Below are 22,018 nucleotides of genomic sequence, written 5' to 3' on the forward strand. Positions count from 1 at the left end.
CCGCCCAGAGGGCGGCGTTACGGATATTAATCCTAAATTAACTACTAACAACTAACTAATTGCTTCCAAAGCAAAGAAATTCTCAAAAATTTTATGGCCAACATCATTAATTTGTTGCTGCAAATCATCCATAAATTCATGCAAACCCATTTTAATGATTTCATCAATCGTCAGATAATCTAATTCAGCACGAGAACGACCCAAAGCACGTTCTACAGGAGTTTTCCAAGTATTAGAAGGAGTCCCAGTAATTTCGTGAAGAGAGCGCTCAGCTTGCAATAAACAAAAGTGAATTGAACGAGGAAACTCTCGATCCATAATCAGAAATTCTGCTACTCCTATTGGCGTAATCCGATGTTGTTTTCGCTTACGATACATCTCATAAGCACTAGCAGATTTTAACAGTGCCATCCACTGAATTTCATCAAGTGCAGTGCCTACATATTGAACAGAAGGCAACAGAATAAAATACTTAACATCAAGAATGCGAGAAGTCTTATCTGCTCTTTCCAAAAAACGTCCCATTTGACCAAAATGCCATCCTTCATTATGCGTCATCGTCGCATCCATCACCCCAGCAAACAAATGTCCTGCCATTTTTACTTCTGCAAAAAACTCTAGCAGTTGAGACATAGTTTGTTCGTTAGCTGCTTGTTGCACCATCATATAAAACTCATTCACTTGCTGCCACATTTCCGAAGAAATAATTTCTTGGATAGAGCGAGCATTTTCACGGGCGGCTCGCAAGCAAGATATAATTGAGTTAGGATACTCCGTATCGAAAGTGAGAAATTGAATCACATTTTCTGCGGTTGCTTCGCCGTAACGTGCTTGAAATAATTCCAAGTCGCCAGTTATTCGTACTAATGGTTCCCACTGTTGCGTAATGCCTGTGGGAGAGTCGAGAATTAAGTTGAAATTGACATCGGCAAAGCGGGCGATGTTTTCGGCTCGTTCGACATAGCGGTTGAGCCAATAGATGGAATCAGCGACGCGACTTAACATAAGAGATTTTAGAAATGGTAATTAGCAAGCTACTCTAACTATCTAATGAGTGTAGCATCATTAATAACCAAAAGAGCGATCGAATAGTTTGGGCAAACAGGACTCACCGTCACAGTAAAGCCGCCATCCCAGTAGTATCTTAACCGCCAGGACAGCGGCGTTAGGATTATTGGTAAGTCCGATGGCAAATGGGAACACCCAACTCTTCCCATTTATTTATTAATTGAAACTATTAAATGCCAGCAGGAATACCAAAAACCTGCGTCCAATAGGTGTGATAATTAACAGTCCCAGTATCATTGGCTAAAAAGTAGTAACCCACACCAATTTCCTGATAATCAGCATTCAGAATATTAGCGCGATGTCCTGAACTATTCATCCACTGTGCAAAGACATCCTCTGGTGTCGAAGAACCAGCCGCAATATTCTCCCCAGCAACTCCGGGATAACCCACAGATTGCACGCGATTAGTTGGAGAAGAACCATCTTTTCCAGTGTGGCTAAAAAAGTCTTGATTTGCCATATTTTTGGTATGATTCTCCGCCGCATTACTCAACTGAATATTTGCTTTCAGTGGGGGCAATCCCGCTTTACTTCGTTCTAAATTAGTAAGTTCTACAACCCGATTGATAAATTCTTGGTTTTCAGGTGTACTATTTCCATTATCTGAAATTGGACTTCCACCCAAAAAACTACCACTGGTAAGACTAGAAGCTAACACATTATTTAGTTGAGCAAAAACCTCGCCTGTGATGCTATCGGCAATCAGAGTATTAGCGCCGCTAGTTTGGAGGCTAACACTATTTACACCGTCAGGTAGCCGGATTAAATCCACACCATTTTCAAAGTCATTGATAATATCGATCCCTCCACCAGTTGCCAGCGCAAAAGTATCTTTGCCTGCACCGCCAGTTAATGTATCAGTATCGCGATCGCCTGAAAGAAAATCATCCCCTGCATCCCCAAAAAGCCGATCGTTGCCTCTACCACCATATAAACTGTCGTTACCTTCTCCACCTCTGACAATATCTGCATCTAAATCTCCTCGGACTAAATCGTTGCCACTTTCTCCATCTACAAAATCGCTATCTTTTCCACCCATTAGAGTATCGTTTCCAGAGCCACCTAAAAGGCTATCTTCGCCGTTATTGCCTCCGATCATTTCACTATCAGCAGCACCTTGAACTGTATCATTTCCTCCGAGAACAAACGCGCCTCCTGGAAAATTTGTTAGTTCTCCGGCAGACAAGGTAATATCTTCAGCAGTGTTATCGCCGAGCAAGCGAGATATGCCATTTTCAACGTTAGATTGTAGTGCCATTGTTATTTGCTTACCAATGTAGATTTTACTGGATTTGATTGAGGTAGGAGCAATCGCACCTTTGCAGAACTCCCGATAGTTGGATGCACCCAGATTTAGGCTAGCCTCAGTAGTGAAGGTTTTTGGAAACCTCTATTTCTCTATTGTGAGCAATTGGCTAGTTTTATGCAAATAACCATTTTTTGTTACAATTATTTACATTTGCTGTTAGACAGAACTTATGCAAAATTACAGTACGGCCGCGATTCTGGCGGCCCCTGTACCGCCAGGATGGCGGCGTTACGGAGAGTGTGCGTCAGACGAACTTGTAGTGTTAATCAAATCAGACTTTTAGCTGATGATGTATCCTACTAATTGTGCTAGTTGTGTCAATCTTTGAATCCGTAAAATTGATTAAATTTATGATAGAAATTATTGCTCATCGGGGTTTTTCTGCTATCGCCCCTGAAAACACCTTAGCCGCTTTCGATCTTGCGATCGAACATGGTGCTAATTCTATAGAATTCGATGTCCAATTGTCCAGAGAAGGTCTACCAGTTATTTTCCACGATACAACACTGGATAGAATTACTCAAACTTCGGGGAAAGTCAGGGATAAAACCTTAGAAGAATTGAAAATGCTGGATGCCGGTGCATGGTTTAGCAAGCGGTTTTCTGGAGAAAAAATTCCGACATTGAAAGAAGCTTTAACTATTCTCAAAAATGTCGATAAATTTCTCTATTTTGATGTCAAGCCTCATTGCGAATGGTCAAATTCAGAAGTAGAGGATTTTGTGAATACATTAACAGTTGAAGGTGTGAAGCATAAAAGCGCTATTACATCTTTTAACGATAAGTTTCTGGAACAAGTGCGCGAAATTTCTGGGGATTTGCTAATTGGTCATATCATTGTTAATGAAGCGGCTTATAGGGATCGGTTAGCGAAAACTGTAACTACTGGCGATCGTTTAATCAGCAGTCAATATCGCGTTTTACTAGATCGTCCGTCACTGATTGAAAGTAGCAGAGATCGGGGAGTTGATGTTGTTGCTTGGACGGTAGATAGCCGGGAAGACGTGGTAAAATTAGTTGATATCGGTGTGGTACGGATAGTAACTAATTCTTTGATTGGCAATGAAACAAAATTATGAGTTACTTGATACTGGTTAATGTTCTTGGGGCAATGCTTTAGCAGATTTTTATAACTTAGATTACTAGAGATTATTCGTAGACATCGATTACTTCTGGTTCGATCGCTTCTGGTATAAAATCTTGCTGGTTATTTGGTACTTCGATATAGGGACTGAGTTTGGATTCTAAAATTTCTATTAACTCAGGTTCCATATATTCGTAATTATCGGGGATATGCAGGCAAATGATTTTCTTTCCTGCTAAACTTTCTCGAAATTTGCTGCGAAGGCGATCCCTGTGCCGCTTCTCCATTACAAATATTAAATCTGCCCAGCCAATCATCCCTGCTGTCACTCTAGTTCTTGCACCTTTTTCTGTGCCTGCTGATTTGACTGCATAATTACTATTTTCATACATCTTTTCAGCCGTCAAGCTTCTTAACTTGTTCTGGCTACAGACAAATAATATCTTAGTTTTCTCCATTTTTACTTACCTATATTAATCGTAACGCCGCCCTCTGGGCGGTAATTGACCGCAAGCGAGGGCGGCATTAAGTGGTAAAGGGTAAGAATTATACCATTAAAGTGCAATCTTATCAAATCAACCAGAGAAATCACAATAATTATTTACAATTTGATTGCGATTTTTGCATTGGTAAAATTCGTTTTCAACATAGGTTAAGCTGGTAGATTGAACAGTTTTAATAGGGTTTCAGGGGATTTTTCGATTTTTGGTTTAACTTTAATATACTACGCCCTTGATTATGAAAATCGTACCATAGACCTCAAACTCTGTAAATACGTTGAATAATTGAGAATGATGTCAATAATTTGTGTAGTATTTACATTTCTTAATACTACACAAATTTTAATATTTAAAACAATCTTTGACACTTTTATTGTTTCTACTTATCACTTGTGTCAGAGTTTGCCTTAAAAGTTTAAATGTGTTATAGGCTCGGAGTAAATCAAGCGATCGCACTCTAAATCAGCTATAATCACAATTAAGCGAAGTCGTTATGAGTTTGAGTAATAGCCATGACCAACCCAACCGTAGAAAATTTAGTGATTATCGGCTCTGGGCCCGCTGGCTACACAGCCGCGATCTATGCAGGCCGAGCCAACCTCAAACCTGTAGTCTTTGAAGGCTATCAAATGGGCGGTATTCCCGGCGGTCAATTGATGACCACCACCGAAGTTGAGAACTTCCCCGGTTTCCCCGAAGGGATTACGGGGCCGGAATTAATGGATCGGATGAAAGCTCAGGCCGTGCGGTGGGGGGCGGAACTTTACACCGAGGACGCGATCGCAGTAAACTTAAGCGATCGCCCATTTACAGTCCGCTCCGAAGAACGAGAATTCAAAACCCACGCCATTGTCATCGCTACGGGAGCAACGGCAAAACGGTTAGGCTTGCCCAGTGAAGGCATATTCTGGAATAATGGTATCTCCGCCTGTGCCATTTGCGACGGTGCGACACCGATTTTCAAAGGCGTTGACTTGGCAGTAATTGGGGCTGGCGACACGGCGGCGGAAGAGTCGATTTACCTGACTAAGTATGCCTCTCACGTATATATGTTAGTCCGGCGAGAGGAGATGCGAGCTTCTAAGGCCATGCAAGACCGGGTGTTGAGCAACCCCAAAATTACCGTGCACTGGAATACAGAGGCGGTGGATGTTTTGGGCGTGCCTGGGGGTAAGATGGATGGCGTAAGAATTAAGAACGTCAAGACGGGGGAAGAGAGCGATTTGCCTGTGAAGGGTTTATTTTATGCGATCGGTCACACGCCGAATACAGAGATTTTCAAGGGTCAGCTTGACTTAGACGAGCTGGGTTATATTGCGACTCGGCACGGCGGAGTAGAAACTAGCGTTGAAGGCGTTTATGCTGTCGGCGATGTCCAAGACCACGAGTTCCGACAAGCAATTACTGCTGCTGGTAGTGGCTGCATGGGGGCGATGTTGGCGGAAAGGTGGCTGTCTGCGAAGGGCTTAGGTGAGGAATTCAAGCAACTTGAGGAATCAGAAAAGCCCGTTGAGAAGCTGGAAAATCAAGTTGCTCAGACGGAGGCGACTTTTGATTTAGCGGCGACGCGTCACGTTGGCGGTTATGCTTTACGGAAGTTATTTCACGATAGCGATCGCGTAATTATGGTGAAATATTCCTCACCTACCTGCGGCCCCTGCCATACGCTCAAGCCAATTTTAAGTAAAGTCGCGGATGAGTTTGAGGGAAAAATTCACTATGTGGAAATTGACATCGAACAAGACCCAGACATTGCTGAAAATGCTGGTATTATTGGCACACCAACGATTCAATTTTTCAAGGATAAAGCTTTGGTGGAAGAGTTGAAGGGCGTTAAACCTAAGAGTCTGTATCGCCAAGCGATCGAGAGTAATCTGTAATGAGGTACGGTGGGCAATGCCCGCCATTGGTGTCAATTTAAGGCTTGGCGAATAGAATTCGCGGCTACACAAACGAAGTCCGCCTACGCGGACTGAAGACAGAGCGAGGATTTTAAAACCCGCGCAGGCGGGTTTAGTCTGTGTAGACGCGGTTTCAACCGCCCAGTTTCTTAAGTTGACTATTTCAGTTAGGAGGCAAATTTGATCAGATTAATTGTAGATAAAGATGACATTTACTAAACTTAAGCTACCTAAATTTTTAACTTTTTCAGGAAAATCTACCCTCTCAATGCAAATGATGTGGGTAGGCTTAGTCATTACCCTATTCTTCGTATTGACAGCCATATTATCACCAACTTTCCAAGCTTGGGGATGGCTACAAAACCCGACAGAATTTCTCGCCAACCCCATCCACGAACCACCATCAGCAAGTCATTTGTTAGGAACTAGCGGCCAAGGTTACGATGTTTTTTCCCGGACAATCTTTGGTTCCCAAGCAGCTTGGCAAGTTCTACTTTTAGCTACAGCTATGAGTCTAATTATCGGCGTACCCCTGGGATTAGTTAGCGGTTATTTAGGTGGAAAATTAGATAAGACATTGCTATTTTTAATGGATACGCTTTACACTTTGCCTGGCTTATTGCTATCCTTAACTCTAGCCTTTGTAGTAGGTCGAGGCATATTCAATGCGGCCATCGCCCTTAGCATTTCTTACATTCCCCAATATTATAGAGTAGTGAGGAATCATACTGCTAGCGTCAAAAATGAATTATTCATTGAAGCCGCGCAAGCGATGGGTGCAGATACTTGGACGGTACTCTCTCGTTATCTATTTTTAAATGTAATTCAAAGTGTACCAGTTTTGTTTACTCTGAATGCGGCTGATGCGATTTTAACCCTGGGAGGTTTGGGATTTTTAGGGTTAGGATTACCGGAGGAAACGGCGGAATGGGGTCACGATTTGCGTTTGGCTTTGGAAGCGTTACCTACGGGGATTTGGTGGACGGCTTTTTTCCCTGGTTTGGCTTTGACTTTGATGGTGGTAGGACTTTCTTTGTTGGGGGAAGGATTGAATGAATTTGTTAATCCTCGGTTGCGGAATCAGCAATAATTTCTAGAATTTGTTGTCGAATTAAGTCGGCATTTTGCCTATTCTCTAAACTTTCCCATCGCTGTAATTCCGTTGATAAAACTTGAATTAAATCCGCTGTCCATTCCTCCAATTCTTCAGATTCGCAATTCATCAAAGGAAACATCCAAGTTGCTTGCGCTTGTGCTTGTTCACCTTGCAAAAGATAAGTTAATCCCAGATACCAGTAGTTAGAAATTGTTTCTGAATCCTCAATGGCTTGTTCGTAAAGCGTTGCGGCTTGACTATATTCACCCTGAATTAAGTATTGGTAAGCCTGCGATCTAATTTCCGTAGGCTTGACATTGATACTGCTTAACCATTTTACCCATTCTTCGGCTCTCACTGACCAAGTACAGTAATTATTGATATAATCAACTTGTTGCCTAAGATGATTTTCTGTATCGGCACTCATAGAATTTTGCAAACTTTGGATAACTGCTTCAGTAAATTGGTTTTTATAAACCTCCCAGTCATCCTGAATGGGAATTAAAGTTGCAAAACCCGCCGTTGTTTCTGGAAGTGCGGCTAAATTGCTAGTCACAATTCTACACCCGCTGGCCATTGCTTCCATTACTGTAATGCAGGATGTTTCTGCGACAGTGCAAGGGTAAGCTAATACCATAACTGACCGCAGTTCGCGAGCCAAATCAGGCTGAGAAATTGAACCAATATACTCTATTCCTTCTGTCTGCCGACACTGTTGATAGAGTAAACCATAGATAGAGTTATCCTCTATTTCATTAGCCTGGTAAACTTTTAAGCTGGAAAATACTTTTAGTCTAGTTCCGGGTACAGCTATCCGAATCTTGGGAAAAACTTCAAGTAGAATATTTAAACCTCTATCTGGTACAGTTGTATAAGCAAGAATTGGCGGCTGAAATTTTTGGGCTAAGATAGAAATACTATCTGCAAAAATACCACAGAAAGAATAGCCCGGAGCATTACGCAGAATGCAAGTACGATCTAAATTAATAGCCAAATTTTGATAGAAACCCTGCTGCTGCCACTCACTAACAAATGCAATACCATCATAAACATCCCGCTGAGTAGGGTTCTGCAAAGCCTCCATGATTTGCTGGTAATAAGCAATGCCGGCCCAGAGAATTAAGGAGGTATTTTCGCTTAGAAAAGGCTTAATTTCAATTCCCAAAGCCGCCGTGTTCCAAACAACAAACGCTTCCAGAGCAAGGGTTCGCAGTTGCAGTATGGATTCACGCCAAGGCTGGCAGGTCACGCCCCGATATCGCCCCGAAATTGTGGTACAATTCAGCAAAAATATATCGTGTCCTTGTTGAGCCAGTGCCTCAGCTAGATAACAAAGAGCGGACTGAGAACCACCCAGAGGCTTTTCGTAAACGCTTTCAACTCTATAGTCCCAACCCACAATATCTATAAATGCAATTCTCATAAATCCTCTATCCAAACTGGCTAATATTTCTTATTTAATTAACTTTTTCAGTAACTTTTGGTATCCTTAATAAATCTGTAAAAACTCCTTTATTAACTTAATTCGTTAACCTAAATCTCCTGAAATTATTAAAATCTATGGACTGTCAAAAATTCATTCAGCAACTACCTGAATTATACAATAACTGGGGACAGGACTCACTACATCCAAGGTCTGACCGATTTCAGAAATTGAGTGAACAGGTTCCAGAAATATCTCCAACTAACCAGATTCAATCACAGATGAGTAAAGAAAATGTGATGCAGGTGTTAAATTTAGCAGTGGCTTGTTTGGAGGAGGAGGAAGTTTATTGTCAGGTTGGCTGTTTTCAAGGAGCGAGTTTAATCGCGGCTTTGCTGAATAATTCACAGCCAATAGCTTATGCGGTAGATGATTTTGCAGGATTAGATTCGCCACTTGAAAAATTAACTAAATTTGCCGACAATATATCTCAGTTTGGTTTAGAAGAACAAGTTATATTTTGCGACCAAGATTTTGAAGATTTTTTTATTGAACTACAACAGGCCGCTCCAGAAATTAAAATTGGTGTATATTGTTATCAAGGTAGTAGCGATTACAGATCGCAGTTATTAAGTCTTCTTTTGGCAAAACCGTTTTTCCCTGAAAAAGCTTTAATTGTTGTCAATCATAGCGGCGATTCGGTTCAGCAAGCAATTCTGGATTTTATTGCTACTACTCCCGAATGTCAATTATTATTAGAAGCTGGAATTTATTTACTAAGTTGGGATAGAAATCAACAAGATGTAGACACAAATATCTTAAAGCAAAAACGCAATAACTTTTTGATTCAATCCCTAAAAGGAGTCACGGAAGAAGCTGTCCTTTGGGAGAAAATTGACCTGAAGTGGCCTTTGCGTTCGGGGGTTATAGCAAAAATAGATTGTCCTGTAGAATGGGTGATTTATAATGATATTTTTGTAGATGGAGAGTACGATATTCCGATTAATAAAGCTCTTGAATTAGCATCAAAGGAAAAATTTAATTTTTTAGATATTGGTGCTAATGTTGGCTTTTTTACTTTGAGATTAGCTGATATCATCCTCCGCAACCAAATTCCACTAACATATTTACAAGGTACTTTAATAGAAGGAAGTCCGAGTGTTTACAGACAACTTACTTCTAGGATAAGTGAAATGCCGGCTTGTTTGGATGATAAGATAGAAGTCGAACTCAAATTAGTTCACGGGTTGGTAGGAAATCGTCAAGGAAATGGTCAAATATTTGAAGGTTCCTTTCATGGGATGAATTCTATTTTTCCTGTTGGCCAATTTATTGGTACTGATGTGCCATATATAGATTTAACATCTTTATATAGTGAAAATCCTAATATTGATCTATTAAAATGTGATATTGAGGGTTCAGAGTTGTTATTTTTGGAGAATTATAAAGATTTATTAACAGGAGTGCGGTGTGCAGTGTTTGAGTTTCATCATAATTATTATGATCCCAAGCAATGCTTTGATATTTTGGCTGAAGTCGGCTTGATTAACCGCCAATTGCTACGAGATGAGAGTACATATTCAGTACATTTCTTCTGGAAGTAAGGAGTCTAATAGGACTTACGCACGATTACGTAACGCCGCCATCCTGGCGGTTCCTTTACCGCCTAGAAGGCGGCGTTACGGATGGTTTTGCGTAAGTCCTGTCTAAGCAAAATGAAAAAATAAATATTTAGCTATTTCTTTAATATCTACTTTGTAAAATATGGACTATCAACTATTCACCCAACAATTATCAAATTTATACGACAACTGGGGAACTCCACAAGTTTACCCTAAATCTTCCCAATTTCAACCAATAATCAATCAAGTTGAAACTACGACTACAGTTAATGTGATGCAGTTACTTAACTTGGCTGTAGAATTTATGCCAAGGGATGAAATTTACTGCGAAATTGGCACTTTCCAAGGCGGAAGTTTAATCGCGGCGATGCTAAATCATTCTGAACATACTGCCTATACTGTTGATAACTTCTTAGAATTTGATCCTTTTGCCGATAACTTTGATAACTTAGCTGAAAATCTCTCTAATTTTAATCTTACAGAACAAGTCCTATTTTGCCATCAAGATTTTGAGGAGTTTTTCTCAAACCTCCGAGAGATGCAATCAGCGGACAAAATTGGTGTATATTTTTATGATGCTTCCCAGGATTATCGTTCGCAATTTTTAGCTTTACTCTTAGCTAAACCTTTCTTAGCTGATGAAGCCATCATTATTTTAAATAATAGTAACTCTGCCGCCGCACGTCAAGCTAACTGGGATTTTATCGCCGCTAACCCTGAATCTCAACTATTGTTGGATTTCTCGACACCGGAATTAACTAACTCTTGGAATAGCTTACAAGTTCTTAGCTGGAATGTTCATCAAACTGAAAATTACGATTGGTCAACTTTTCACCAAGTCCGCAACTCAACTGTCATTCAATCAATTTATAAGTTGCAGTCAGATTCAAAAAGAGAAATCGCAGAAAATCTCTACAATCAGGCTTTAACACTATATCAAACAGGTAAACTTACCGAAGCTGAACAGAAATTCAAACAAGCTTTACGCTGGAATCAAAATCAAGTAGAAGCTTGGCATCATCTCGCTATACTCTATTATATGACAGAACGCTATCAAGATGCACGAAATATATTGCTCAAGTCTTTAGAAATTGATTCTTCTCAAGCTATCCAATATTACACCTTGGGTTTAGTATTTGAAAAATTGGGAGATTTTACCCAAGCTGTTTTAGCTTACCAAGAAGCAATTGCACTCAATCCTAATTATATTGATGCTTACAATAACTTAGGGAATATTCTATTTCAAGTCGGCCGCCTGAGTCAAGCTGAATCCATCTATCGTCAAGCAATAGCAGTTAATCCAGAACATTATGGCAGTTATCTAAATCTGGCAAATATACTATTAGCACAACAACAGATAGATGAAGCTGTAATAGCTTACGAAAAATCTCTACAATTAAAACCAAATGATGCTAAAATTGTCGCTGCTTTAGAATTTGTCCGCAATCTAAAAAGTGACGAAAATCAAACCGCACTTTATTTCGGAAATGATTGCTATCAGCGCGGTGAATATCAAGGCGCAATTACCTACTATCACAAATTCTTAGCCAATCAAGCAGGTAATTTAGAATTATATTTTGCCTTGGCTGAATGTCACCAAAAACTCGAACAATATCCAGAGGCTATCCAAGTTTACCGCAACGCTATTGACATCTATCCAAAGGTAGCAAATCTTTACCGGAACTTAATCTCAGCTTTGATAGAATCTGGGGAAACTAAAAAAGCAATTACAATTGCCAATCACGCCGCCAGTTTATTTCCTGATGATTGGTATTTTCACCCAGGAGAGTTGTTGATTCTCCCTGTTATCTACGAAAATTTAGAGGAAATTGCAACTTACCGAAATCGGTTTAATCAAGGGATACAGCAATTAATTCAACAAACCAATCTTAACACAGAATTAGGTACGCAAAAAGCTTTAGCATTAATTAGCCAACGCACTAACTTTTTCTTAGCTTATCAAGGTGAAAATGACTTAGATATCCAGCAAAAATATGGTGAATATGCACACCGTGTCATGGCCGCCAATTATCCCCAATTAGTTAAACCTTTACCCGTCCCTCCCCTTAGTAAAACTGGAAAAATTCGCATCGGTTATATCTCTGGTTGTCTTTGGGGTCACACGGTTGGCAAACTTAGCTTAGGCTGGTTAAGACATCATAATAGTAGCGAATTTGAAATTTATTGCTATCAAATTAACGAAACCCAAGACCAACTTACTCAGCAATTCCGCAAATATAGTCACACTTTCCATTATATCCCAGGAAATTTAGAATTAATCTGCCAACAAATCCTAATTGACCAGTTGCACCTACTGGTTTTTATCGACCTTGGACTCCAAGCACTTATGACTCAACTTGCTGCCTTACGACTAGCTCCAATTCAGTGTACAACATGGGCGCATCCAGTGACATCAGGACTGCCAACAGTCGATTATTTCCTCTCCAGTGACTTAATGGAACCCGAAAACGCCACAGAACATTATTCAGAGAAATTAATCCGCTTGCCCAATATTGGCATTTCCTACATCAAACCAACTATTCCTATTCTAGAGCAAACTCGCTCTGATTTTAACTTGCGGGATGAGGCCGTTGTCTATCTTTGTTGCCAGACTCTTTGTAAGTACCTCCCTCAACACGATCGCATCTTTGCTGAAATTGCACAACAAGTTCCCCAAGCTCAATTTGTCTTCATTTCTCGCCCGAATGCTGAGATTGGGAAGCAATTTCAATGCCGTCTCCAACAAGCTTTTACTCAGTATGGTTTAAATAGCAAAGACTTCTGCGTGATTTTACCTAGACTAGCTCAGAGAGCTTATTGGAATCTTTATATTTTATCAGATATTTTTCTAGATACATTTAGCTGGTCGGGTGGTCATACAACCTTAGATGCGATCGCCTGCAATTTACCTATTGTCACCTGTCCGGGTAAATTAATGCGCGGCCGCCATTCTTATGCTATTTTAAAAATGCTAGGCATGACAGAAACCATTGCTAAAAATGAAGTAGAATATGTCAAAATTGCCGTCAGGCTAGGAATTGAGGCACAATGGAGGAATAGTATCGCAGAGCGACTGATGCAGAGTCATCCTTATCTCTACGATGACAAAAATTGTGTAGCAGCTCTTGAAGCTTTTTATCAGCGTGCAGTACAGGAAGCTCAATTAGCAACTTCCGATATTTCATCTGGTTAAAGCAACATTCTACTAGCAAAACGCTGATGAGCATAAAAAGCTCCATTCATGCGATCGCTCCTATTGCTCAAATGAGAATGTGACGTTAGAAACTTAACGTGACTTAACATTAGAATCCCCCCCAAATTCTTAAATTTGAGCTAACTTAACACTATCAACCCCTGTTGCATTATCAAAGTCGCAACGCTTCACTTGGGGTAAATTTCGGCATCCAGTTCAGAGTTGCCGACTCGCAACCACAGCTAACAGTTCGATCGAATCGTAAATCGCGTATGAGTCAATTCAGGGAGACAGGGTAAAAATGGGTGCATTAATACTGCAACGCAAAGTAAAAATTACAGCAAGCAGGCAACTGTCCGCTAGTGGTTCAACTAAATTTACCGCAGCAGTTCCCGGAAATATTAAACAACCGGCAATGCTCATCCGATTTTGGGGATAGTTCAAGAACACAGCTTGAACAACATATTGTCTCTAAAGCCAACTACTCCGAAAGTAGACCTTCCACAGCAGCTTTTACTTTCATATCTGGCAAACAGCGTGCATTTTTTGTGAGAAAGGCTACAATCGGAAAGGTCTTGGCAAGATCCGAGAAAAACCCTTGACGCTTTTACCCAACAATGTTGAGGTGTAAGCGATATATTTTTCTGTCATCATCAAGTAAGCAGAAAAATACGACTAAAATTGAGGGGTTAAACCCTCACTAATCTGTCTAGACATAGACAGACAATGTTCACTACTTATTAATTCTTCGATTCAGGAGCATGAGGAACGCGGCATGATCCAGACTAATAACGTACTCGAAACCAAAATTCAACCTGAGATTGAAACTATCGAGTTACTTGCGAACGCCCGAGGCGTTCTGCCTGAGAGTGAAATAGAACTCTTCATCGACGACGAAGGAGACGATCGCGAAGACTTTTTAGATGCTCAGCCTGAAGAGGACAACGCTAAGTCTGGCAGCAAAGTTGCTAAAGCCCGTCGTCGGGCTCAGGCGAAAAAAAAGCACTATACTGAAGACTCAATTCGCCTTTATCTGCAAGAAATTGGTCGGATTAGACTATTACGAGCAGACGAAGAAATTGAACTCGCCCGCAAAATTGCTGACTTGCTCGAACTAGAACGAATTCGAGAGCAACTTTGCGAAGAGTTAGAGCGAGATCCCAAAGATAATGAATGGGCTAATGCTGTAGGTATGCCCCTGCCAGCGTTTCGTCATCGGTTGCATTTAGGGCGGCGGGCAAAAGATAAAATGGTGCAGTCAAACCTGCGTTTGGTTGTGTCGATTGCCAAGAAATACATGAACCGGGGACTCTCTTTCCAAGATTTAATTCAGGAAGGTAGTCTGGGCTTAATTAGGGCCGCTGAGAAGTTTGACCACGAAAAAGGTTATAAATTCTCAACCTATGCAACTTGGTGGATTCGCCAAGCAATTACTAGAGCGATCGCAGACCAATCTCGCACAATTCGCCTGCCCGTTCACCTTTACGAAACCATCTCCCGGATCAAGAAAACTACTAAACTCCTCTCTCAAGAAATGGGTCGTAAACCCACAGAGGAAGAAATCGCTACTCGCATGGAAATGACCATCGAAAAATTGCGATTTATTGCTAAATCCGCACAATTGCCCATTTCCTTAGAAACTCCCATTGGCAAAGAAGAAGATTCGCGCTTAGGAGACTTCATTGAATCTGACGGCGAAACTCCTGAAGATCAAGTTTCTAAGAATCTTTTGCGGGAAGATTTAGAAAGTGTTTTAGACACTTTAAGCCCCCGCGAACGGGATGTTTTACGACTCAGATATGGCTTAGATGACGGGCGAATGAAAACGTTAGAGGAAATTGGTCAAATTTTCAACGTCACTCGCGAACGGATTCGGCAAATCGAAGCCAAAGCATTGCGTAAGTTACGCCATCCTAACCGGAATAGCATCCTCAAAGAATATATCCGGTAATATTGCCTTCAAGCATCCTCCTATAGGGTGATAGCTGGTGGAGCGAGAAATGCTCGCTCTACTATCTATCAATTTACTCAAAAATTTGGGAGTCCCCAAAGGAACTCCCAAACTTTTTGATGTCTAAAATATTGCAAAATATTGCTAGTCGGAGATTACATTAATCCCCAGAAGTGGAGTACGCCTTGGCCAGAAACCAATTCGATAATTAAAGCACTAGCGAAACCGAGCATTGCCAAGCGACCATTCCAGTTTTCAGCTCCCTCAGTGAAGCCCCAAGCCCAAATGTTGCGTTTTTCGTCTTGCATGGTGCGAACTCCGTGAATTAACTTTTATCAACTTATATAAATTAATGTAACAGGTTATTGAAAAAAATGCAACTATGGCTAGGGGAAGAGGGGCTAGGGGCTAGGGAAGAGGGAAAGAGGGGCTAGGGGCTAGGGGCTAGGGGCTAGGGAAGAGGGGAAGAGGAATCAATTGAAAACCACTTTATTTTGATGAGGTATTAAATATTATTTTTTGGTAGCGATCGCCCTACTTACAAAAAATAGCTAAACCAGTTTCGGGGTCAAAGAGATGAATCTTATCAGGTGCGATCGCCAGCCAAAGCTTTTCCCCAAGACTAACCGCACGTTCAGACCCAATTCGTACCTGTAGCCGGATTTCCCTAGCCTCCGCTAAACAAACCCATAAATAGGTTTCATGGCCCAAAGCCTCAATAATTTCTACTTCCACCAACAGATTTTTTGTAGCAGGAGGACTAATACTCAAATGTTCTGGCCGAATACCCAAAATTAGCGATCGCCCGTCATAATTTTGTAACGGCGAAGCCCCCGCCGCCCTCGCCCGTGCCCAAATCTCAGGTAAAGTGAAGCGGAATTGCGAATGAGAAATCAGCAACGGAGCCGTAAACTGCACGGGTAGAAAATTCATCGGCGGCGAACCAATAAATTGAGCAACAAATAAGTTAGCAGGTTGATTGTAAAGTTCCAGAGGTTTCGCCACCTGTTGAATCTGACCTTGATTCATCACCGCAATGCGATCGCCCATCGTCATCGCCTCAATTTGGTCATGGGTGACATAAATAGTCGTAGTCCCTAATTGCCGCTGCAACTGCACAATTTGCGCCCTAGTTTCCGCCCTTAATTTCGCATCTAAATTAGATAGCGGTTCATCCATTAAAAAGACTTGAGGATTTCGAGCCATAGCCCTACCCAAAGCCACCCGCTGCTTTTGACCACCTGAAAGTTGCTTCGGCAAACGATGTAAAAGAGACTCAATTTGCAACAGTTGAGCAACAGTCCGCACCCGCTCATCTACAGCTTTTTCCTGCTCAGACCAATAGCGCAAACCTTTAGGCAAATTCCGCGTCGCTGCCGTTAACAACTCCTCAAACAAAGGATGAAGCTGCAATGAAGAAGAATTAACTACATTGCCATTAGTAGTATTTTCGAGGTTACGATCGCCAATAATCCCCTCTTCCCTCTTCCCTCTTCCTTCTTCCTTCTTCCTTCTTCCTTCTTCGCCCTTCCCCCGCCGCAAGCCAAAAGCCAAATTATCATAAACAGTCAAGTGGGGATAGAGAGCGTAATTTTGAAACACCATAGCGATATCGCGATCCTTGGGAGGTAGATCGTTAACTAAGCGATCGCCCACCCAAATATTCCCACCAGTTAGAGATTCTAAACCAGCAATTGACCGCAATAGCGTACTTTTTCCACATCCCGAAGGCCCCACCAAAACCATAAATTCGCCATCTTGCACCGACAAGTTAATGCGACGTAAAACTGTGTGGCTAGAAGTATGAATATTACTATCAACTTTATTAGGAGAAGATGATTTGTCAGAATTGGATAATAGGTTTTCATCCTTAATTCTTGTCTCTTCATCCTTGCGAAGAGTCTGAAAGCTTTTGTAAACATTTTCTATAATAACCTTTGCCATAATTGTTAGTTGTTAATTATTGATCATTGATTTTTTGTGTGTACAAGTCCTATTAGTATAAATCCTGTTTGTGTTAATTTCGTCCATCAAACTAACCTAATGTTGCTACAAGTTGATCTATAGCTAGGGGCTAGAGTTTAGGGAAGAAAGGAATAGCATCAATGGTTGGGGGGAACTTAGAACCTCCTAACCACCTTGGCGGTTGCTATAAGTCCTGAGTTAGCTTTAGTCCTGATGTCATTACGAGCGTAGCGAAGTAATCTCAAAACTTAGCGATTGCTTCGGGATTGCTTCGCGGAGCTCGCAATGACAGTTGACAGTTAACAGTTAACAGTTAACAGTTAACAAATAACAAATAACAGTTAACAGTTAACAAATAACAACTTTAACAATTTTTTCACTAGGGTTGAGATTAACGGCGCGATCGCCAGGAGCATCTTTACCCCAGAAAGCAATTTTCTCCACACCTACACGCAACAAACGCCCATTATTAGTTAACAACTTCAACTCCTTTCGAGGAATCGCCCCCACAATCCCCACCAGAGCATCCTTCGGCTCTGCGAAATGGAATGCTTGAGTGCCAATTTCACCTCGTCCCGTTAGCCTTACAGAACCTACTGGCATCCGTTTTGCCCAACCTAACTCAGAAACCAGTAACAAACTGCCATCAGCAGCAAGAGTGATGCAGCCAACTAACTGTTCCTGTTTTCGCAGTCGCGTAGCTTGAGAACCTTGTGCAGCGCGGCCCATTGGCGGTAATTGCTCATCATTGAGTTCAAAACGCAACAGTCGCCCCCCAGATGTAGCCAAAACTACTTGTTCTCCCGGTTTGCTAAGCATTACATAGCGCAATTCATCATCATCTTTTAGTTTAACTGCTGTCACACCACGATTAGTAATATCGCTTAATTCAGAAAGAGGCAACCGCTTAATTTTCCCTTGTTGAGTCAAAGTTATCAAGTCAGTTGCATCAGCATTTTCAGACAGAACAAACATTCCTGCCACAATTTCTGGCAGATTACCTAGAGCTACATCTTTAGTAGCTGAAGGTGAGAGCAAACTAATAATCGGCGTACCGCGATCGCGATTTCCGACGGTGGGAATATCAGAAATTTTCAGCGGGTAAGCCTTGCCAGTACGAGTCAAGATTGCTAAATTTTCATTAGTTCTAGCTTGGATAGTGTTGACGCTAAAATCGCTATCCCCTCCTCGCGACTGAACAGATTTATCGTGATTTTTACCTCGACTCGACTCCGCCGAAGCCAGCCGTCGCACGTACTGCTTATGAGTAAACTCTAAAACAGTTGCTTCTGAAGGCTCAGTGCTAACCGAGGTGACAGGTAATTGATTAGCTTTCTTTTTCCCCTCGCTACCTTTAATCTCCCCCGCTCCCCTGCTCCCCCGCTCAAGAGCTCCCCCCCTCCCCTGCTCCCCTGCTCCCCCGCTCAAGAGCTCAACAGTCACTAGCCGGGTGCGGCGAGGATCGCCATACTTGCGTTTAAGCGATCGCAATTCTTTCTTCAAAGCCTTAAGCAATTCGCGGCGATCGCCTAACAACCTCTGCAACTCCTGAATAGTCGCCATTAACTCATCAAACTCAGACTGTAAATTTTGCCTCTCCAAGCCAGTTAAACGTCGCATCGGCATAGCCAAAATCGCATCAGCTTGGCTTTCGCTAAAATTCAGCCGACTTTGCAAACCTTGCTTAGCCGTACTACCATCAGGAGAATTTCTGAGAATATCGATCGCCGCATCTAAATTTCCCAAAACCAAAAGTAACCCTTCCACAATATGACAACGACGCACAGCCACCTGTAACTCGTGGTTGTAGCGTCTAGTCAGCGTTACTTCCCGAAAATTAAGGAACTCCTGCAACATTTGTCTGAGAGTCAACTGACGGGGTTGGCCATTAACCAAAGCCAGCAAAATCGCACCGAAATTGCACTGCAAATCAGTCTGATGGTAGAGGCGAGAGAGAACTGTTTGCGGCGAAAACTCGCGTTTAATTTCAATCACCACGCGAATACCTTCGCGATCGCTCTCATCCCGCAAATCCGAAATACCTTCAAGTCGGCCCTGATTCACCAATTCCGCCACCTTCTCAATCCAGGCCGCCTTATTCACCTGAAAAGGAAACTCCGTCACCACAATCGCCATCTTACTGCGAGTCCTGCGAGCGGCTGGAATTTCCTCCATCCGCGTCACACCCCGGACAGCAATACTACCCTTACCTTTCGTATAAGCATCAATAATTCCTTCCGTACTGATAATCTCCCCACCAGTCGGAAAGTCCGGGCCCGGAATCAACGCCAGCAACTTCTCATCAGACAGATCCGGCGTATCAATCAAAGCAATTAAACCATCCACCACCTCATTCAAATTGTGAGGCGGAATATTCGTCGCCATTCCCACCGCAATCCCAGAACAGCCATTCAGTACCAAGAACGGCAACTCAGCCGGCAATACCGTCGGTTCCTGCTGCGAGGAGTCAAAATTATCACTAAAGTCAACCGTCGCCTCACCAACCTGAGTTAGCATTGCCTCGTGACAAATAGATGCCAAACGAGTTTCCGTGTAGCGCATCGCCGCAGGCGGGTCATTATCCACCGAACCGAAATTCCCGTGACCCGCCAGCAACGGATATCGGCTAGAAAATTCTTGAACCATCCGCACCAAAGCGTCGTAAACCGACTGGTCGCCATGAGGGTGATATTTACCCAAAACGTCCCCAACCACCCTGGCACACTTACGGTAAGGTCGATCGGGCGTTAGACCGAGTTCGTGCATAGCGTATAAAATCCGCCTGTGGACAGGTTTTAAGCCATCGCGGACATCTGGTAGAGCACGCCCGACGATAACACTCATGGCGTATTCGAGATACGACTGCTGCATCTCGGTGTGCAGAGCCGTTGAGATTACTTGGCCAGAAAAGAGGTTTAATTGTTTAGCCATGAGTCCTTGTGTCCATTAATTCCTAAGTGTAAAACAGCGCTCAGCAGGACGCTACTGAGACCGCCCTCGCGGAAAACTGATATATGCTCTGATTACACGATATTAGACCGCGAGCTCTCTGAGTTCGTTGCTCTTAGCGCAGCCTCCGCTAAAATTTTTAGAGCGTCAAGAGCATTTTTCCCTAGTCGGTTGCTCTATCGAGCTCGGTAATAGCAGTTTTACATAAGATTGCTTTAGCCTTAGAGAAATTCATCTGACTAGGGCGAAGTAGGAAGTAAACAGCAAAAACCTTACAGGAATAACTGTACAGAGGTTTGCATAAGATTTATAGAGCAGCAAGTAGCAAGGAAAAATTTATGAAAACCGTTCTGATTGTAGAGGACGATTTGGTTAATGCTCGCGTTTTTTCCAAGATTTTGACTAAGCGAGGTGGTCTTGCCGTAAAGCACACCGAAAATGTGGAAGAGGTGATGCAGATTGCCATTGATGGGGAAGCTGACCTAATTTTGATGGATGTGTCTCTGTCTCGGAGTGTTTACCAGGGTAAGGCTGTTGATGGCATTAAGATTACTCAAATGCTCAAAGCAAACCCCCAAACGGCTAAGCTACCGATTATTTTAGTGACAGCTCACGCGATGGCTGGCGATCGCGAAACCTTTCTCAATCAAAGCGGGGCTGACGGTTACATTTCCAAACCTGTCGTCGATCATCAAGATTTCGTCGCTCAAATCAAGGCCTTGCTCCCCCAGGAGTAAGAGAGGGGGAGCGGGGGAGATGGGGAGTTCCCCATCTCCCCTTAAGGCATCTCCGGCACCGGTGCGTCTTGAAGTTGGGCGAGGGTGGCTTGAATGCGGGGAGTTGCTAATAACTTTTTAGCTTCCGCAATCAAGCGATCGCCCCAAAGATTTTCCTTAAGAAAATCTATCCCTGCATAGCGCTTATCTATCCGCAGTGCGGCTTCTGCGATCGCTAGTCCTTGTTCCCTGTCGCCTTTGCTATATAGGCCTATTGCCAGAGCCATCATTGGTTCTGCTGCTTTTGCCTCGATGGAAACTGCCTCTCTCCAGCGACGAATAGCACCGTCAGTATCACCCATTTCGTATTTTACTAACCCAATATTGTTAATAGCTGGCCAGCGGTCTTTTTCCTGGCCTTTGACTTTTTCATACTGGGCTACTGCTTTTTCGTAATGGGCGATCGCATCTTGAAATTTACCCAATTTGTAGAAGGCATTGCCTAAATCAAATAAAGCTCCAGGGGTATCAGGTTTTATTTTTAAGCCTGCTTGTAGTTGTTCGATCGCTTTGTCATATTGAGCTTGTCGGAAGTGTACTTCTCCCAAGAAAAATCGGATGTCGGCATTATCGGGTGCAAGAGTTTGAGCTTGTTGCAAAGCAGCGATGCCTTGGTCAAACTTCTGCACGCGCATATACAAAATCCCCAATAAAATCCAAGTTTGATATTTCTTGGGGGCGAGTTGTGTGGCTAGCTGAGCTCTGGGCAAGGCGAGCTCGTACTGTTGGAATTGCTCCAACTGAGCGGCTTCCTGCGCTAGGCTCACGCCTGTTTGCTCTAATTCGGCTGATTCTAGTTGCGGGGTGTAGGGAAGAAATGCCTGTGCGGATACGGGCTTAGGCAAGCTCCATAAACCGAGCGCGAACAATAGAGATATTAGATGAATGCGATTAGGCACAGTATCAGAAAAAATGCTTATGGTTTCCTGCTAGCTTAACCGATTTTAGATTGAAGGATGGGGGAGATGGGGAGGATGGGGAGGATGGGGGAGAGGGGAAGGATAGGGAGGATAGGGAGGATGGGGAAGGTAAGTAGTTGGACAAAAATAAATAATGTCATTGCGAGCCAAGCGAAGCGCGTCAAGCGAAGCGCAGTTGCGAGGCGCGAAGCGTTGCGAGGCGCGAAGCGTTGCGAGGCGCGAAGCGTTGCGAGGCGCGAAGCGTTGCGAGGTACGAAGCAA

Annotated in this window: 15 protein-coding genes; 7 read left to right on the forward strand and 8 right to left on the reverse strand. The window is 42.6% G+C overall.

The features are described 5' to 3' along the window. Positions 1-51 precede the first annotated feature (51 nt). Both PY364_RS14650 and PY364_RS14655 read right to left on the reverse strand, forming a co-directional pair. Positions 52-1,005 carry an alpha-E domain-containing protein gene (locus PY364_RS14650; protein ID WP_275523557.1) on the reverse strand — a complete coding sequence of 318 codons (954 nt, stop codon included), beginning with the start codon at positions 1,003-1,005 and terminating at the stop codon, positions 52-54. A 232-nt stretch (positions 1,006-1,237) separates the two neighbouring features. Beyond that, the gene (locus tag PY364_RS14655; RefSeq protein ID WP_275523559.1) at positions 1,238-2,326 is read right to left on the reverse strand and encodes a CAP domain-containing protein; all 1,089 of its coding nucleotides are present in this window, start codon (positions 2,324-2,326) and stop codon (positions 1,238-1,240) included. A gap of 401 nt (positions 2,327-2,727) precedes the next feature. Here PY364_RS14655 and PY364_RS14660 point away from each other — a divergent pair, with 401 nt between their 5' ends. Next, complete coding sequence (locus PY364_RS14660) at positions 2,728-3,456, forward strand: glycerophosphodiester phosphodiesterase family protein (protein WP_275523560.1); 729 nt, start codon at positions 2,728-2,730, stop codon at positions 3,454-3,456. Between the two features lie 70 nt (positions 3,457-3,526). On the opposite strand, the gene PY364_RS14665 is transcribed toward PY364_RS14660, so the two are convergent. Beyond that, positions 3,527-3,919, reverse strand: coding sequence for a hypothetical protein (locus PY364_RS14665; RefSeq protein ID WP_275523562.1), 393 nt, complete (start codon positions 3,917-3,919; stop codon positions 3,527-3,529). A 554-nt stretch (positions 3,920-4,473) separates the two neighbouring features. Here PY364_RS14665 and trxB point away from each other — a divergent pair. Together trxB and PY364_RS14675 are read left to right on the forward strand one after the other, a co-directional pair. After that, positions 4,474-5,841 carry a thioredoxin-disulfide reductase gene (gene trxB, locus PY364_RS14670; RefSeq protein WP_275523563.1) on the forward strand — a complete coding sequence of 456 codons (1,368 nt, stop codon included), beginning with the start codon at positions 4,474-4,476 and terminating at the stop codon, positions 5,839-5,841. 226 nt (positions 5,842-6,067) lie between these two features. Continuing rightward, positions 6,068-6,952 (forward strand): ABC transporter permease, encoded by an 885-nt coding sequence (locus PY364_RS14675; RefSeq protein WP_275523565.1) that lies wholly within the window; start codon positions 6,068-6,070, stop codon positions 6,950-6,952. On the opposite strand, the gene PY364_RS14680 is transcribed toward PY364_RS14675, so the two are convergent. Then, positions 6,924-8,381 carry a glycosyltransferase gene (locus PY364_RS14680; RefSeq protein ID WP_275523567.1) on the reverse strand — a complete coding sequence of 486 codons (1,458 nt, stop codon included), beginning with the start codon at positions 8,379-8,381 and terminating at the stop codon, positions 6,924-6,926. The two genes, PY364_RS14675 and PY364_RS14680, sit on opposite strands and share 29 nt — an antisense overlap. 137 nt (positions 8,382-8,518) lie before the next feature. On the opposite strand from PY364_RS14680, the gene PY364_RS14685 reads away from it, so the two are divergent. The 3 genes from PY364_RS14685 (at position 8,519) to rpoD (ending at position 15,147) form a co-directional block, all read left to right on the forward strand. Next, entirely contained in the window at positions 8,519-9,985 is a 1,467-nt protein-coding gene (locus tag PY364_RS14685; protein ID WP_275523568.1) for an FkbM family methyltransferase, read from the forward strand. 160 nt (positions 9,986-10,145) lie between these two features. Further along, complete coding sequence (locus PY364_RS14690; protein ID WP_275523569.1) at positions 10,146-13,196, forward strand: tetratricopeptide repeat protein; 3,051 nt, start codon at positions 10,146-10,148, stop codon at positions 13,194-13,196. A gap of 775 nt (positions 13,197-13,971) precedes the next feature. Next, positions 13,972-15,147, forward strand: coding sequence for an RNA polymerase sigma factor RpoD (gene rpoD / locus PY364_RS14695; protein ID WP_275523570.1), 1,176 nt, complete (start codon positions 13,972-13,974; stop codon positions 15,145-15,147). Between the two features lie 155 nt (positions 15,148-15,302). Here the strand turns inward: rpoD and PY364_RS14700 are convergent, their stop codons facing one another. The 3 genes from PY364_RS14700 to PY364_RS14710 all read right to left on the reverse strand — a co-directional run bounded on the left by PY364_RS14700 (position 15,303) and on the right by PY364_RS14710 (position 20,043). Then, complete coding sequence (locus PY364_RS14700; RefSeq protein ID WP_275523571.1) at positions 15,303-15,455, reverse strand: chlorophyll A-B binding protein; 153 nt, start codon at positions 15,453-15,455, stop codon at positions 15,303-15,305. A 226-nt stretch (positions 15,456-15,681) separates the two neighbouring features. After that, complete coding sequence (locus PY364_RS14705; RefSeq protein WP_275523573.1) at positions 15,682-17,091, reverse strand: ATP-binding cassette domain-containing protein; 1,410 nt, start codon at positions 17,089-17,091, stop codon at positions 15,682-15,684. 369 nt (positions 17,092-17,460) lie between these two features. Continuing rightward, complete coding sequence (locus tag PY364_RS14710; RefSeq protein ID WP_275523575.1) at positions 17,461-20,043, reverse strand: DNA topoisomerase (ATP-hydrolyzing); 2,583 nt, start codon at positions 20,041-20,043, stop codon at positions 17,461-17,463. A 356-nt stretch (positions 20,044-20,399) separates the two neighbouring features. Between PY364_RS14710 and PY364_RS14715 the strand changes: the two genes are divergently transcribed. Continuing rightward, entirely contained in the window at positions 20,400-20,798 is a 399-nt protein-coding gene (locus PY364_RS14715; RefSeq protein WP_007353268.1) for a response regulator, read from the forward strand. A 41-nt stretch (positions 20,799-20,839) separates the two neighbouring features. Here PY364_RS14715 and PY364_RS14720 read toward each other — a convergent pair whose 3' ends face one another. After that, positions 20,840-21,682: a tetratricopeptide repeat protein gene (locus PY364_RS14720; protein ID WP_275523577.1), complete on the reverse strand. Its 843-nt coding sequence runs from the start codon at positions 21,680-21,682 to the stop codon at positions 20,840-20,842. Positions 21,683-22,018 lie beyond the last annotated feature (336 nt).

The sequence above is a fragment of the Kamptonema sp. UHCC 0994 genome (assembly GCF_029167235.1).
Classification (GTDB): domain Bacteria; phylum Cyanobacteriota; class Cyanobacteriia; order Cyanobacteriales; family Microcoleaceae; genus Kamptonema.

Excerpts from the sequence above, each read along its gene's own strand:
- PY364_RS14660 (WP_275523560.1), top strand. The coding sequence starts at position 2,728 with ATGATAGAAATTATTGCTCATCGGGGTTTTTCTGCTATCGCCCCTGAA.
- PY364_RS14655 (WP_275523559.1), bottom strand. The coding sequence starts at position 2,326 with ATGGCACTACAATCTAACGTTGAAAATGGCATATCTCGCTTGCTCGGC.
- PY364_RS14680 (WP_275523567.1), bottom strand. The coding sequence starts at position 8,381 with ATGAGAATTGCATTTATAGATATTGTGGGTTGGGACTATAGAGTTGAA.
- PY364_RS14675 (WP_275523565.1), top strand. The coding sequence starts at position 6,068 with ATGACATTTACTAAACTTAAGCTACCTAAATTTTTAACTTTTTCAGGA.
- trxB (WP_275523563.1), top strand. The coding sequence starts at position 4,474 with ATGACCAACCCAACCGTAGAAAATTTAGTGATTATCGGCTCTGGGCCC.
- PY364_RS14690 (WP_275523569.1), top strand. The coding sequence starts at position 10,146 with ATGGACTATCAACTATTCACCCAACAATTATCAAATTTATACGACAAC.
- PY364_RS14685 (WP_275523568.1), top strand. The coding sequence starts at position 8,519 with ATGGACTGTCAAAAATTCATTCAGCAACTACCTGAATTATACAATAAC.
- PY364_RS14705 (WP_275523573.1), bottom strand. The coding sequence starts at position 17,091 with ATGGCAAAGGTTATTATAGAAAATGTTTACAAAAGCTTTCAGACTCTT.
- PY364_RS14700 (WP_275523571.1), bottom strand. The coding sequence starts at position 15,455 with ATGCAAGACGAAAAACGCAACATTTGGGCTTGGGGCTTCACTGAGGGA.
- PY364_RS14650 (WP_275523557.1), bottom strand. The coding sequence starts at position 1,005 with ATGTTAAGTCGCGTCGCTGATTCCATCTATTGGCTCAACCGCTATGTC.
- PY364_RS14710 (WP_275523575.1), bottom strand. The coding sequence starts at position 20,043 with ATGGCTAAACAATTAAACCTCTTTTCTGGCCAAGTAATCTCAACGGCT.
- PY364_RS14665 (WP_275523562.1), bottom strand. The coding sequence starts at position 3,919 with ATGGAGAAAACTAAGATATTATTTGTCTGTAGCCAGAACAAGTTAAGA.
- rpoD (WP_275523570.1), top strand. The coding sequence starts at position 13,972 with ATGATCCAGACTAATAACGTACTCGAAACCAAAATTCAACCTGAGATT.
- PY364_RS14715 (WP_007353268.1), top strand. The coding sequence starts at position 20,400 with ATGAAAACCGTTCTGATTGTAGAGGACGATTTGGTTAATGCTCGCGTT.